A 14,112-nucleotide genomic window follows, 5' to 3' on the forward strand; every position below is an offset into this window, starting at 1 on the left:
ACGCCATCCGGGGGATGCCGGTCCGGCACCTGTGGACAACCCCCGTTGTGACGCGGCCGAGAGACACGCGTGGGGCCGGTGGTGCAGTATGGCCGGGAAATGCGCAGAGGACTCGTACACGCACTTGCTTGGTCGCTCGCCACGGGCGCGGCGGTCACGCTGTCGTGGTGGGGTGTGCACACGGTGATGGCGGGGACGGCGTACGACCCTCCGCGCGCCCTGCCCATCACGGCGGGCGACGCGACGACCCAGGAGTCGAAGCCGCTCGCCTCCTCGACCCGGCGGGCCGAGCCGTCGCCGAGCCCGTCGGGCCGGCCGAGCGCGAGCCGGCACCCCGGCGCCACCGCGTCGCCGTCCCGCCCGGCGACCCCCGGCCCGAGCCCCTCGGCCTCCGCCTCCGGCCGGGTCAGGAGCTACGACACCGACGGCGGGCGGGCGGTCTTCGACCTGGGGAAGACGTCCGCGACGCTGGTGTCGGCCACCCCGGGCGCCGGATGGTCGATGCAGGTGTGGAAGACGGAGGCGTGGATCCGGGTGGAGTTCAGCTCGGGCGCGGACCGGGTGTCGGTGTTCTGCACGTGGCACGACGGGCCGCCGCGCGTGGAGATCGGCACCTACTGAGCGACGGGCCGGCCTCCGGGGCTGCGGGGCCGACGGCCCTAGCGGAAGACGGACGGGGGCGGCGCCGGTGAGGCGACCGCCGCCGCGTCCGTGACCGGGGCCGCGCCTCCGGTGAACCCGGTGAGCTGTCTGCCGTGTTCGACCCGCGCGGGGTGCGGGTCGCAGGCCGCGAGCCGGGTCAGTTCGGCGACCGGCAACGGCCGGGCGGCGGCCACGAGGACGGCGTTCCCGAAGCGCTTGCCGCGCAGCACCGTGGGGTCGGCGACCAGCGCGAGTTCGGGGAAGACGACCCCGACGGTGGCGATCTGGCCGCGGAGGTGGGCGAGCGGGGGCCCGTCGGCGAGGTTCGCGGCGTAGAAGCCGTCGGGCTTCACCACCCGGCGCACCTCCGTGACGAACTCGACGGATGTCAGGTGGGCCGGTGTGCGCGCCCCGCTGAACACGTCCGCGATCACCAGGTCCGCCCACCCGTCGGGCACCTTCGCGAGACCGGCTCGGGCGTCCGCGGAGCGCACCCGGACCCGCGCGTTCGGATCCAACGGCAGTTCGCGGCGGACGAGTTGGACGAGGGCGGCGTCACGCTCGACGACCTGCTGGGTGGAGCGGGGGCGGGTCGCCGCGGTGTAGCGGGCGAGGGTGAGGGCGCCGCCGCCGAGGTGCACGGCGTGCACGGGCTTGCCGGGCGGGGCGACGAGGTCGATGACGTGGCCGAGGCGGCGCTGGTACTCGAAGCTCAGGTACGTGGGGTCGTCGAGGTCGACGTGCGACTGCGGGGCGCCGTCGATCAGCAGCGTCCAGGCGCGTGCCCGGTCCCGGTCGGGCAGCAGTTCGGCGAGTCCGCCGTCGACGGGCTCGACGACCGCGTCGGCCGCCCGCTGTCCGCGCCGCGCGCCCCGCCCCGTCTCACGGCCTTCGTCCGACCGCTTGTTCCTCGCCCTTGCCATCAGACCATTATCCGGGGGTACGGGCGGCTCGGCCCACCGGCCGGGGCCCGAGGCCGACGCCCGGGCCGGGGCGGGGGCCCGAGGTCGGTGCCCGGGCCCGCCGGGCACTGTCCGGAGGCGGCGGCCCGGCTCCGGGAACGGCAGGCACCACCGGCGGCGGGCGTCCAGGGGCGGCGGCCGGTCCGGGGTCAGCGGCAGTTGTCGGCGGCCTCGATGAGCCGGGCCGCCTCTCCCAGCGCGGCCCGCAGGACGGCCGGGTCGGTCGCGAGGTCCGCCTCGCCGGGCGGCAGGAGCCAGTCGGAGCCCTCGACCGGGGGCTCGGGGGGCAGGCTGAGTCCGCGGCCGTTGGTCTGCGTGCAGGTGCTGCCGGGGACGTCCCAGGCGTCGGCGGTACCGGGCGGCACCAGGAAGCCGAGGGTGTCGCAGCCGTCGTCGTGGAGCACGGGGCCGACCGCTTCGCAGGCACCGCGGCGGATGATGTCGACCGCCTCCAGTCCCTGACGTGCGGGAACGGTCACCAGCTCGCACTCGGGAGCAGGCTCCGGCGGGGCGCTGCACTCCGGGGACGGCCTGTGCTGCGCGGTCGTCGTCGACGTACGGAAATCGGTGCTCTGCCTGGTCTCCATCCCCGCCTCCAACGGAACCCCTCCTCTTGACGAGTGGGTCGGGAGTTCGGGTGGCTCCCGGTCCGCAGGGTTCAACGCTCCGGGACGTCAACGGCTACGGCGTAACACCGCCGCAAAGGATGGCAGTTCATGGCAGATCGTGGATGAGATATCCGGTTTGTAGCCAAACCCAGCGTGGCGGCCCTGTCACAGCAGGTACGTTCTTGCCGCGCCGGAAGCAGGGCACCACTGGTCACGAACCCGTGCAACTCGTCCTTGGTCCGGCATGGTTCGACGGTTCGCAAGAGAGGGCCCGGCCATGGTGTCGTCAGCGGTCACCTCGTCCCCGTCCCCCCGGCCACCGCGGCCGAACCTCGCCTTCAGGCGGTTGCGCGGACAGCGCTCGCCGAGCGAGTTCGCGGCGGCGGTCCGGCGGGCGGCGCGCGAGATCGGGGAGCGGGTCAGCTGCGACGCGCGCTACATCGGGCGCGTCGAGGCGGGCGAGATCCGCTGCCCCAACTACGCGTACGAGCGGGTGTTCCTGCACATGTTCCCCGGCCGCACGCTCACGGACCTGGGCTTCACTCCCCGCTCATGGGTACGCGGACGCGGGGCGCGGGACACGGGAGAGGCGCCCTCCTCGCACTCCGCGAGCCTGTCGTACGCCCTGCATGAGACGGAGGAGGCGTACGAGACGTATGAGACTCCGGAAGCGCACCGCGTTCCGGCGCAGCACGCACCGCACCACCCGCACGATCCGCACCACCCGCACCACCCGCACGATCCGCATCACCCGTACGACCCGCATGACAGGCACCATCCGCACCACACGTGCGATCCGTGCGACCCGTACGAGGACCACGATCAGAACCACGAGGAGAGCGACGTGCAACGTCGCGCATTCATGACCGGAGGCACCGCCACCATGGCGGCGGCCTCACTGGGGCCCTTCGCGGGCGCGTTCGGCGGCAGCGCCGCGGCCGCCGAACGGCGCGTCCACCGGGCCGGCACGTCGGAGGCCGGCGCCCTCGAAGAGGCCGTACGCAAGATCCGGCTGCTCGACGACCGCCACGGGGCCGACGGCCTCTACCGGCGCGCGGCGGCCCCGCTGCGGACGGCGTACGCGCTGCTCGACGCGGGCACCACACGGCAGTCGATCGCGGAGCGGCTGTACGCGGGCGCCGGTGAACTGGCCATCTCGGTGGGCTGGCTGGCCCACGACTCGGGGCGCTTCGACGACGCCCGCTCGCACTACGCGGAGGCGCTCGCGACCGCCCGGATGGCGGGCGACCCGGGCCTGGAGGCGCACGCCTTCTGCAACACGGCGTTCCTCGCGCGCGACGCCGGGCGCCCGCGCGAGGCCGTGCGTGCCGCACAGGCCGCGCAGCGCGCCGCGCGCCCCCTCGGCTCCCCCCGCCTGCTCTCCCTGCTCGCGCTGCGCGAGGCGGGCGGCTGGGCGGGGCTCGCCGACCGCGCCGGGTGCGAGCAGGCCCTGGCCCGTGCGCAGGCCCTCTTCGAGCGGGGCCCCTCCGAGGCCGACCCCGAGTGGATGACCTTCTACGGAGAGGCCGAACTGGAGGGGCTGGAGGCGCAGTGCTGGTCGACGCTGGGCGACTGGCCCCGTGCCGCCCGGCACGCCCGCCGCGCCGCCGAACTCCAGGACCCGCACTTCACCCGCAACATCGCCCTCTACACGGCGGAACTGGCCGACGACCTCGCGCGCGGTGGCCGCCCCGACGAGGCCGCCCTCGCCGGCATGCGCGTCCTGGACCTGCTGAACGAGGTCCAGTCCTCCCGCATCCAGACGATGCTCGCGGGAACGGCGCGCGTCCTGCTCCCACACCGCAGGGCGTCGGGCGTCTCGACGTTCCTCGAGTGCCACGCGAGCCTGCCGCGCCCGGCCTGAGCAAGGGCCGGCGGCGCAAGGTCGCCCTACGCGGACAGGTGCCCGCAGTCGTTCCACACCTCGATCGCGGGCTCTCCGTAGGCCCAGCCGAGCACCGACAGCGACGTCGGGTTGAGGCGGATGCGGGCCGCGAAGTCGAGGGGGAGGCCGAGCCAGCGGGCGCCGATGGAGCGCAGGATGTGGCCGTGGGCGAAGACCAGGACGTCACGGTCCTCGGCACGTGCCCAGGCGACGACCTCGTCCGCGCGCGCGGAGACCTCCTGGAGGGACTCTCCCCCGGGGACGCCGTCGCGCCAGATGAACCAGCCCGGCCGGACGGCCTGGATGTCCGCCGGGGTCATGCCCTCGTAGGCGCCGTAGTCCCACTCCATGAGCGTGTCCCAGGTGGTCGCGCGGTCCCCGAACCCGGCGAGTTCGCAGGTCTCACGCGCGCGCGTGAGCGGGCTGGTGCGCACCTCGACCCCGTCGAGGCCGTCGAAGGGCGGGCGGTGCAGCCGCTCCCCCAGCAGCTTGGCGCCGCGCCGGCCCTCCTCCAGGAGCGGGATGTCGGTCCTGCCGGTGTGCTTGCCGGACAGCGACCATTCCGTCTGTCCGTGCCGGGCCAGCAGGATGCGCGGTGCCATGGAAGGAGACCTTTCCGGGACGAGTGAGTGAGGGGGAACGGGTCACTCGGCGACGAGCGAGCGGGTCACTCCATCATCGCTCACGGGTCCGCGGGGCAACCCGGCGGGCGATCTCCGCGTCTTTGAGGACCGGGGCGCCCACCGAGGGCGTTCACATACACCGTAAAATCGCATGCGGCCACCGATCGTCTCCAGACACTGTGCAGACTGTGGGGTCACAGCAGAAGCAGATGGGGGAGGGCGATCGGATGCCGCAGACCGATGCACCGCGTACCGGGACGGCACCACGCGCCCGGTTTCGCAGGTGGACCGACCTGCGCGACGTCTCGGGAGCGCACGCGCGCCTGCGCTGGTGGACCGAACTGCCGCTGATCCTGCTGGTGTACGCGTCGTACTCGGCGGGCCGGCTGCTCGCCCGCGGCGACACCTCCAGCGCGGTCGACCACGGCCTGGAGATCCTGCGCATCGAGAAGGTCCTCCACCTCAACGCCGAGCACCCGCTGAACCGGCTGTTCACCCGCGAGGCCTGGCTCGGCGTCCCGGCCGACTTCTGGTACGCGTCGCTGCACTACCTGGTGACGCCCGTACTCCTCGTCTGGCTCTTCCGCTCCCGGACCGCGCACTACCGCGCGGCCCGCACCTGGCTGATGACCTCGACCTTCATCGGCCTGATCGGCTTCACGCTGCTGCCGACCTGCCCGCCCCGGCTGCTGTCCGAGGGCCACGGCTTCGTCGACACGATGGCCCAGTACAGCTCGTACGGCTGGTGGGGCGGCGAGGCGAGCGCGCCGCGGGGCATGGGCGGCATGACCAACCAGTACGCGGCGATGCCGAGCCTGCACGTGGGCTGGGCGCTGTGGTGCGGGGTGATGCTGTGGCGCCACGGCCGCACACCACTCGCCCGGCTCGCGGGTGTCGCGTATCCGCTGCTCACCACGATCGTCGTGATGGGCACCGCGAACCACTACTTCCTCGACGCCGTCGCCGGCGCCGCGGTGATGGGGGCAGGTCTGCTGCTGACCCCCGTCGTGATGCGGCTCGCGGACCGGGCGAGGACCCGGCTGGTCGCGCGGTTCCCGCGGTCCGCCACCGCCTCGGGCACCACAGGTTCCTCGATTGTCAGTGCGGGGTGCCAGACTTCCGCGGGTGAGCGAATTCCCCGACAGCGCGAGTCCCGAACCGGGCCGGGAGCCGAACCGGGTGCCTCTCCCACGGACGCGGGGGACGGGGCTCCGGCAGCGGCTCGCTGAGCTGCGCGGCCCGGACGTACCGCCCAAGTCCCTCGACGCGCGCGCCCTCGCGGCGCTCGCCGCGAACCCCGGGTGCGAGCGTCGCGCCCTGCTCGACGGCGCGGGCGTGGACAAGGCGAAGCTGGCCGGCGCACTGGGGGCGCCGTCCGGCTTCGGGCAGTCGCAGTTCGCCTTCATGCGCGGCAATGCGTTCGAGGCACGGGTCAAGGCCGACGGCGGCGCGGAGCTGCTGCGGCTGGTGCACGAGCGGCTGGATCCGCGCGCCGAGCCTCCCACGACCGGTGTCGTGCCCGACCTGAGCGCCGTCGGCCCCGAGGGACGCGCCGCCCGGACGGCGCTCGCGCTGCGCGAGGCCACCGGGGCCGGCGTCTGGACGCTGCTCGACCACCCCATGGTCGCCCTCGACGTCGCCGGCTCCCCCGCCTTCCTCGAGCCGGACGCCGTGGTCGTGCACCCCGACGGCCGCTGGACGGTCGTCGAGATCAAGTCCTTCCCGATGCTCGACGGTTCGGCGGACCCGGCGAAGGTGGGCGCCGCCGCCCGGCAGTCCGCCGTGTACGTCCTGGCCCTGGAGGAGGTCGCCGCCCGCCTCGGCACACCGCCGGAGGAGCAGGCCGTGGCCGTGCGGCGGGCGGGGGAGCCGGACCCGGCCGTCCTTCCCGCACCGGCCGAGGCACCGGACACCGCCGTCCCGGCCGGGGCGCCCTCTGTGCGCGGCGCCCTGACCGGCGCCCCCGAGGTCTCCCACCGGATCCTCCTGGTGTGCCCCAAGGACTTCTCCAACCTGCCGGCCGCCTCCGCCGTCGACATCCGCAAGCAGCGCGCGGTCACCAGGCGCCAGCTCGCCCGGCTCACCCGCGTCGAGGACATCGCCGCCGCCCTGCCCGAGGGCACCTGCTTCTCCCCCGATCTGCCCGCCGCCGAGCTGACGACCGCCGTCGAAGCGGTCCCGGCGGCGTACGCCCCCGAGTGCCTGTCCGCCTGCGACCTGGCCTTCCACTGCCGTGACCGCGCGCTCGCCGAGGGCGCGGTGACGTCCCTGGGCCGCTCGCTGCGCTCGGAACTCGGCGGCCTGACCTCGGTCACGGATGTCCTCGCGGCGGCGCACGGCGAGGCGGGCGACCCGCGCGACCCGGCGGTCGCCATGCTGCGGCGGGCGGCCCGGCTGCGGGCCGAGGCCCTGGACGGCCACTCCGCCGGCGCGGGTGCGTCCGAGGTCCGGGAGGGCGTCGCATGTCGCTGATCGCCACCCTCGCCCGGCTCGAAGCCGTGGAGAGCGGGCGGGCCCAGCCCGCCGCCACCGTGCGGCACCGGCACCTCACCGAACGGCCGCTGGTGCTGGTGCCGCTGACCACCGCGGGCGAGGCGGGGGCACCGCTCGGCGCGCTCGTCGGAACCGACCGGGACGCCCCCCGGCTGCTGGTCGTGCCGCAGCCCCGGGACCGGGACCTTCGGTCCGCTTTCCTCGCCGAACTGGCCGACGTTGTACTCCCGTTCATCGACACGTACGCGGACGCCGTCGAGCCGGCCGAGCGCAGCGAGACGGACCCGGAGACCGGCAAGCGCGTCAAGGTCGAGGTCGAACTGTGCGCGGACGCCCCGCAGCTGATCGTCCCGAGCCGGCCGGGCATCGAGTTCGTACGGCTGCTCGGCCGCTCCACCCGCTTCCGGCGCACCGCCGAGCAGGACCCCGAGACGCCCCATCCGGCACCGCCCCGGGTCCCGTTGTTCGGCCGGTGGCTCACGCATTACGCGGAGCGGGCCCGCGTGCCCGGCTCCGCACTGCTGCTCGCCCTCACCGACGTACTGTCCCGGCACTGGGCCACCGGCCAGAGCAGTCTGGAGGACCAGCACCTGGGCGCGCTGCTCGCGTGGATCGACCCGCCCGAGGGGATGCTGGGCGCGGCGGCCGCGCTGCGTGCGGGGACGACGCGCGACGCACGGGGGCAGCTCGTCCGTCCGCCCGCCGGACCGGCCACGGACCCCGCCTTCGACAACGAGCTGCTGGCTCCGGCCATCGAGCGCTACGACCGCGCTCGTGCCGCGTTCGCCGCCGCCGAGGACGGTGTCGAGGCCGACGACCGGCTCGGCCTTGTCACCGCCGCCGAGCAGGAGATCCGCGACCTGGTGGCCGACGTCACCCGTCCCACCTGGGACGCGGTGTGGCGCGGCCTCGACCTGCTGCGCGGGCTGCCCGAGGGCGCGCACGCCACCGACCGCTGGACCCGCGACCGCTGGTCGTTCACCGGGCATCGCGACCGGGTGTCCGCCGGAGAGCCGCCGCAGCCCCGCCGGGACGACGCGGTCACCGCGGCGAACAAACTCGCGACACGCGAGCGCGAACAGGCCCGCCTGGAGGCCCAGGAGGCCCTGGACGACCCGCTCGTCATGGCCGGCCGCCGGCTCGCGGGCGAGGCATTCGCGGGCGAGGTCGTCGATGTGGTGATGGCGTACAGCGAGGGCAAGCGGCCCAGTCCTCGCCCGCTGGTGACGGTGCGCACGGACGACCGGCCCTATCTGGGGGAACGCGTCAAGGTGTACCGCTCACTGGGCGGCAAGCCGCAGTCGGCGGAGTTCGTCGGCTACGAGACGCTCCCCGGGACCGGGAAGTCCGACGGAGCCGACGAGTCCGACAGGGCCGCGGAGTCCGACGGCACCGCCCAGTCCTGCGCGGACGTGACGTCCGCGCAGGACCAGGACGGCGGCGACGTCCTCGTGGTGCTGCGCGTCGTCGACAAGATGGGCCGCGGCAAGGAGCCCGACGCAGGATCCGTGCCCGAGAAGGGCGACCTCGTGTGCTTCACGCTCTTCGAGCACGAGCAGCGGGGCGGCGCGAAGCTGCCCGACCCGGAAGAGACACCGTGGACGCACGGCGGGCCTCCGGGCGAGCCCGACGCGGTCCCCCTGCCGGATCCGACGACGCCGGAGGACATCCTGTGACCACCGTCTTCGATCCCGGTGCCGCTGCGGCCCGCGCCACCGACGCGATCCTGCACGACACACTGCACGGCACGCACCGCGGTGTCGTGGTGGACTCCCCGCCGGGGGCCGGGAAGTCCACGCTGGTCGTCCGGGCCGCGCTCGAACTCGCGTCCGCGGGAAGGCCGTTGATGGTCATCGCGCAGACCAACGCCCAGGTCGACGACCTGGTGCTGCGGCTCGCCGAGAAGGACGCCGACGTGTCCGTCGGCCGCCTGCACAGCAGCGACTCCGACCCGTACGACAAGGCTCTCGACGGCCTGGACAACGTGCGCAAGTCGACGAAGGCCGCCGACCTGGCGGGCCTCGACGTGGTCATCTCCACCGCGGCCAAGTGGGCCCACGTCAAGGGCGTGGAGCCGTGGCGGCACGCGATCGTCGACGAGGCGTACCAGATGCGGTCGGACGCGCTGCTGGCCGTGGCGGGGCTCTTCGAGCGGGCCCTGTTCGTCGGCGACCCGGGCCAGTTGGACCCGTTCGCCATCGTCGGCGCGGAGCAGTGGGCCGGGCTGTCGTACGACCCGTCGGCCTCCGCGGTGACCACGCTGCTCGCCCACAATCCCGAGCTCCCGCAGCACCGTCTGCCGGTGTCCTGGCGGCTGCCCGCGTCCGCGGCACCGCTGGTGTCCGACGCGTTCTACCCGTACACGCCGTTCCGCAGCGGGACGGGACACGAGGACCGGCGGCTCGACTTCGCGGTCGCCTCGGACGGTTCGGGTCCCGACCGCGTCATCGACGAGGCGGCGCGGGCCGGTTGGGGACTGCTGGAGCTGCCGGCCCGGCACACTCCGCGCACCGACCCCGAGGCGGTGCGGGCCGTGGCGCAGGTCGTGCGGCGGCTGCTGGACCGGGGCGGCGCCGCCACCTCGGAGCGGTCGGGTGAGCCGGCGCCGCTGACCGCCGACCGGATCGCCGTCGGCACGGCGCACCGGGACCAGGCCGCGGCCGTGCGGGCCGCGCTGACGGATCTCGGTGTCGCCGACGTCACCGTGGACACGGCGAACCGGCTGCAGGGCCGGGAGTTCGACGTGACGGTGGTGCTGCACCCGCTGTCCGGGCGTCCCGACGCGACCGCCTTCCACCTGGAGACGGGCCGGTTGTGCGTACTGGCGTCCCGGCACCGGCACGCGTGCATCGTGGTGTGCCGGGAGGGCGTGACGGAGCTGCTGGACGACCATCCGTCGACCGAGCCCGTGCAACTGGGCGTCACGGTGAAGTTTCCGGACGGTTGGGAAGCCAATCACGCGGTGTTGTCGCATCTGGCGGAGCATCGGGTGAGCTGGCGGCCCTGACGGGCCGCGGTACCGGACGCGGGCAGCCGTGGTGCGGGACTCGGGCGGCCCCGGCGCAGGAAAGGGGCGGCACCGGTGCGGGAAACGGGCGACCGCGCGTGGACGCGGATGTCCGACCGGGGCCGACCGGGGACCCGCGCACCCGCCGGGGACGCACGCGGTCCGGTGACCACGCACGATCGCCGGTGACCGCGTACGGCCGTCGGCGACCGCGGCGGCGGAGTGGACAGGCCCGTTCCGCGCTCGGGTCCCGTCGTCCGCGGCCCACTTGCGCGGCCGGGGGACAATGGACGATGGCCCACCCACAAGGCGGGTTCCCAACCGTACGAGGAGGAGAAGACATGGCGGAGCCCACGCCGCGTCGGAACGAACCGCGGCTACGCCCCGCGCCCCTGCTCTTCGAGCCCGCGGAGGCCGCCGGGGATCCGGAGCACTTCTTCGACCTGGAGTCGATCGACGACCCGCGCGCGCTGCTGGACCGCGCCACGGAGCTGACGCAGGCGTTCCGGGCCGCCGCCGACCGCGCCGTCGAGTTCCAGGCGATCGCCGCGGCACAGCTCGCCGACCCGCGCCGCTTCGACCGGCTCACCCCGGCCGCCATCGGCGAGCGCGCCGAGTGGACCGAGGACTACGCGAAGAAGATGGTCGAGTTCGGCCGCGATCTGATGCGGGGCGTCGAGGGCAACGGACACGGGGTCGTCGACCCCCTGTGAGCCCGTGGCCCGGCCGGGCCGGCCCGCGCGCACGGCGCGGGTCATGCACCGGCCCGGCACGGCCGCCCTTCGGCATATGCCGGGCGGGCACGCAAAATACTCCACCCCGCCCCTCCCTGTCCCGGTTTCCGGCAACCCTCGGAGACGGACCGCTCACCGCCGGTAGATGTAGTCGGCATGAGCGGCACTCGGAACCCGGATCTCACCACCCCCCACGCCCCCGGCACCCCGCCGGCGTCGCCCGACCGGTCCGACATCTGCGGAGCCACCCCCGAGGGGGCCGCCTGGCTCGCCTCCGCGGGGACGTATCCGCGCAGCACTCTCGCCCTCTGGGCGGAGCGCCCGCACGCCCCGGTCGTCCTGCCCTGCGGCACCGTCTTCGACGTGGTCAGCGCCCCCGCGATCTTCGGGCGCCGGATGCTCGACCGGCTGTGGGAGGAGGGACCGGGCTCGGGGCCGGTGGCCGCGTACCGCGGGCGGATGATGCTGTTCGCCGCGCCCGGCACGGCGCAACGGCTGCCGTCGCTCTTCGAGTGGGAGGAGTGGGGCTCCCGTGACGCCGGACGCCCGGGGAGCACCGTGCACGCGGGCCGGTGCGGAGCGGTCCCGCCCCTGCTCTGCCACGGCACGGGCGACGCGGTGACCGTGCCCGCACCGGTCCCCGACACCTCGGGACCGCACCCCGCCGAGCGGCTGGAATCCCGCTGGCTCGTCGCGCCCGACACCCGCCATCCATGGCTCCCGGGCCCCGAGATCCTGCTCTGGGCGGCCGTCCGGGCGGCCCGGGCGGCCGCCTCCGCCGCGGTCCGCATATCGATTTTTCCTCCCGCCGATCAGGATGCTAAGGTCTACGACGTCAGCAGGCGCCGCTAGCTCAGTTGGTTAGAGCAGCTGACTCTTAATCAGCGGGTCCGGGGTTCGAGTCCCTGGCGGCGCACGCTCACGATGGCGAGGCAGGATCGCGGAAACGCATCCGGTCTCGCCATCGTCATGTTCGCGCACGACAACCCCGCGACATTCACCCGAACGGCCGACAGCGCCTCGTCCCGCCCTCCGCGCCGCCTGCCCCGCCGGCCACCCGCCCCGTGCCGATCGTCTTCCCCCTCGCCCGGCGCGCTCCTCCTCGGTCGACGCGCTCCCCCAGCCGGCGCAATCCCTCTCGACGGACGCGCTCCCCCGGTCGGCGCGATCCCCCGGGTCGGCGCGATCCGCATCAGCCGGTCGTGATCCGCACCGTCCACGCCCCCGAGGGCGTGCGGCCCTCGACCTCGACGCGGACATTCTCGCCCGGCACCGTGAAGCTCTCCCCGAGCCCCACGGGGGCGTCCGCGAGCGGCGGGTACACCGATTCCTCCCAGCACGACTCGGTGCGCGGGTGCGCGTCGACGACCTCGATGGGGCCGCCGCCCGACGCGGCCCCGCTGTGCACGCGGTAGACGAGCACTCCCTGGGCGCAGGTCTCGCCGTCGTTCCCGCCCGGGGCGCGCACCTCGAAGGCGAGGGCGCTGTCCGGGCCGGTGGGGACCACCGCCAGCTTGGTGCCCCGGCCTGCCCCGAAGTTCCGCCCGTCCGGGAGACCCCCGCCGGGGGACGGCGCCGCGAAGGCACCGGATCCGGACGTGTCGGGCCCGGGGGCGCCCGAGCCGGACCCACCCGGGCGGGGGGCACCCGAGCCGCTGCCCGGCCCTGAAGCCCCGGGGTCGGAGGCTCCCGCGCGGACCCCCTTGGACGCGGCCGCCATGGAGATGCCCGACCCGGCCGCGAGCGCACCCGCGGCGGCAGCACCCCTGGCGGCCGACCCCGCGGCGGCAGCACCCCTGGCACCGGCACCGGCACCGGCAGCCGCACCGGCGGCAGCACCCGCCGCTCCCGCACCCGCACCCGCGGTGTCCGGTCCTTGCCCCAGCGGCTCCAGCGTCAGCCGGGTGCTGCCCGGGCCCTGGACGCAGGCCACCTGGTGCGGGTCCAGCCAGCCCAGCTTCCACTTGTGCCAGGCGAACAGGTCCGGGGCGAGCCCGAACTGGCTGCCCATGAGGTCCCAGTCACCGACGTAGGTGTCCCAGTCGCCCTTGCCGTCGGAGGGCCGGTGATAGAGGTCGGGCAGGTCGAAGACGTGGCCCGTCTCGTGCGCGAGGACGAGCCGGTCTGGCGGATGCTTCTCGAAGACCGTGACGACCCGGCGGATGTCCTTGCCGTCGGCGTGCAGGGGTGTGTCGAGGTTCACCACCTTCGTGGCGTCCGAGTCGACACCCGGCGCGTCCGGGTCGGCGACGAAGTAGACGATGTCGTAGCGGGAGAAGTCGACCTGCTTGTCGGCCGCGGCGAGCGCGTCGCGCAGATAGGCGGCGCGGTCCTCCGCGTCCCAGTCGCGCTGTATGGCGTACGACGTGGAGGGGTGCGGCATCCGGATCCAGCGGGGCTGCGGATGCGCGCGCAGGGTGAACCTGCCGTACGAGGCGCGCTCGAAGAAGTCGCTGGTGGCCGGGAAATGGTCTGCGGCCAGTTCGGCGGGGGTGGTGAGCGGACGCGCGTCCGGGAAGGACAGGAAGACCATCACCGCGTCGAGCGGGTGGGTGGGGCGCACATAGGCGGAGTTCCAGGTGTCGACGCCCTCGGAGTGGTGCGCGTCGGTCCGCTCCAGCGTGCACGGGGCCGAGTGGGGTTCGGCCAGCGCGGGTCCCGGCACCAGGGAGGTCGCGGCGAGCGCCGTCATCGAGGTGAACACGGCCGCGGTGCTGCGCCAGCGTGGCGCCCCGTCACGAGCGAGGCCCCGCAAGTCCTCGCGGGTGAAACCCCGACGGGCCCCGCGGGTGGAACCGCGACGGGTCTCCCGGGCGAGACCCCGCAGGGGGAGCGGACGCGGCACGTGGACCTCCGGATGCGGATTCGGGGATACCGCACCCAGCCTGGGTGAGTTCGACGTACTTCGCCCTGTTTGTCTGCACCAGAAGGGTGAGGGCCGTCCGAGGCCGACACCCCGAGCTCTCACGCAACGTCACATGTGGTCGGCGCAAGGAAGGAACCCGTCCAGATGCAGGCAGAAACGATCTGTCAGAACGGGTGGTTGTTCCGGGACACTGGACAGTGGCTGCGATGCCCCGAGGCCAGCCTCTATGATCGGCACTTTCCTGCACGGACACGGCTTGTGCGGCCGTCCCTCACCGGTCGACCGCCCCGAG

The 14,112-nt window shown here is 74.3% G+C and carries 12 protein-coding genes and 1 tRNA gene; 9 read left to right on the forward strand and 4 right to left on the reverse strand.

Annotated features, from left to right (window positions below; translation table 11 throughout):
• Window positions 1-99 precede the first annotated feature (99 nt).
• Window positions 100-621: a hypothetical protein gene (locus ACZ4IF_RS05010; protein ID WP_467559585.1), complete on the forward strand. Its 522-nt coding sequence runs from the start codon at window positions 100-102 to the stop codon at window positions 619-621.
• 38 nt (window positions 622-659) lie between these two features.
• Here the strand turns inward: ACZ4IF_RS05010 and ACZ4IF_RS05015 are convergent, their stop codons facing one another.
• Window positions 660-1,565: a spermidine synthase gene (locus ACZ4IF_RS05015; RefSeq protein WP_359498824.1), complete on the reverse strand. Its 906-nt coding sequence runs from the start codon at window positions 1,563-1,565 to the stop codon at window positions 660-662.
• 188 nt (window positions 1,566-1,753) lie between these two features.
• A complete protein-coding gene (locus ACZ4IF_RS05020) occupies window positions 1,754-2,191 on the reverse strand; it encodes a hypothetical protein (RefSeq protein ID WP_359498826.1) in 438 nt (145 codons plus the stop codon).
• 298 nt (window positions 2,192-2,489) lie between these two features.
• Between ACZ4IF_RS05020 and ACZ4IF_RS05025 the strand changes: the two genes are divergently transcribed.
• Window positions 2,490-4,076, forward strand: a complete 1,587-nt coding sequence (locus ACZ4IF_RS05025) for a hypothetical protein (protein WP_467559587.1) — start codon at window positions 2,490-2,492, stop codon at window positions 4,074-4,076.
• A 26-nt stretch (window positions 4,077-4,102) separates the two neighbouring features.
• Here the strand turns inward: ACZ4IF_RS05025 and ACZ4IF_RS05030 are convergent, their stop codons facing one another.
• On the reverse strand, window positions 4,103-4,699 hold the full coding sequence (locus ACZ4IF_RS05030; protein WP_345641118.1) for a histidine phosphatase family protein: 597 nt from the start codon (window positions 4,697-4,699) through the stop codon (window positions 4,103-4,105).
• A 248-nt stretch (window positions 4,700-4,947) separates the two neighbouring features.
• On the opposite strand from ACZ4IF_RS05030, the gene ACZ4IF_RS05035 reads away from it, so the two are divergent.
• The 7 genes from ACZ4IF_RS05035 to ACZ4IF_RS05065 all read left to right on the forward strand — a co-directional run bounded on the left by ACZ4IF_RS05035 (window position 4,948) and on the right by ACZ4IF_RS05065 (window position 11,870).
• Window positions 4,948-5,949 (forward strand): phosphatase PAP2 family protein, encoded by a 1,002-nt coding sequence (locus ACZ4IF_RS05035; protein WP_345641115.1) that lies wholly within the window; start codon window positions 4,948-4,950, stop codon window positions 5,947-5,949.
• On the forward strand, window positions 5,900-7,192 hold the full coding sequence (locus tag ACZ4IF_RS05040) for a hypothetical protein (RefSeq protein WP_467559590.1): 1,293 nt from the start codon (window positions 5,900-5,902) through the stop codon (window positions 7,190-7,192). Before ACZ4IF_RS05035 ends, ACZ4IF_RS05040 begins: the two co-directional genes overlap by 50 nt.
• Complete coding sequence (locus tag ACZ4IF_RS05045) at window positions 7,183-8,889, forward strand: hypothetical protein (RefSeq protein ID WP_467559592.1); 1,707 nt, start codon at window positions 7,183-7,185, stop codon at window positions 8,887-8,889. Before ACZ4IF_RS05040 ends, ACZ4IF_RS05045 begins: the two co-directional genes overlap by 10 nt.
• Window positions 8,886-10,220: an AAA domain-containing protein gene (locus tag ACZ4IF_RS05050; RefSeq protein ID WP_467559594.1), complete on the forward strand. Its 1,335-nt coding sequence runs from the start codon at window positions 8,886-8,888 to the stop codon at window positions 10,218-10,220. Before ACZ4IF_RS05045 ends, ACZ4IF_RS05050 begins: the two co-directional genes overlap by 4 nt.
• A 341-nt stretch (window positions 10,221-10,561) precedes the next feature.
• Window positions 10,562-10,933, forward strand: a complete 372-nt coding sequence (locus ACZ4IF_RS05055; protein WP_359498844.1) for a hypothetical protein — start codon at window positions 10,562-10,564, stop codon at window positions 10,931-10,933.
• 177 nt (window positions 10,934-11,110) lie between these two features.
• Window positions 11,111-11,806, forward strand: a complete 696-nt coding sequence (locus ACZ4IF_RS05060; protein WP_467559596.1) for a bifunctional DNA primase/polymerase — start codon at window positions 11,111-11,113, stop codon at window positions 11,804-11,806.
• Window positions 11,797-11,870, forward strand: a tRNA-Lys gene (locus ACZ4IF_RS05065). The genes ACZ4IF_RS05060 and ACZ4IF_RS05065 overlap by 10 nt, the downstream gene beginning before the upstream one ends.
• A gap of 276 nt (window positions 11,871-12,146) precedes the next feature.
• Here the strand turns inward: ACZ4IF_RS05065 and ACZ4IF_RS05070 are convergent.
• Window positions 12,147-13,646: a M6 family metalloprotease domain-containing protein gene (locus ACZ4IF_RS05070; RefSeq protein ID WP_467559979.1), complete on the reverse strand. Its 1,500-nt coding sequence runs from the start codon at window positions 13,644-13,646 to the stop codon at window positions 12,147-12,149.
• Window positions 13,647-14,112: the final 466 nt, after the last annotated feature.

It is taken from the genome of Streptomyces sp. NPDC025784 (assembly GCF_055558435.1).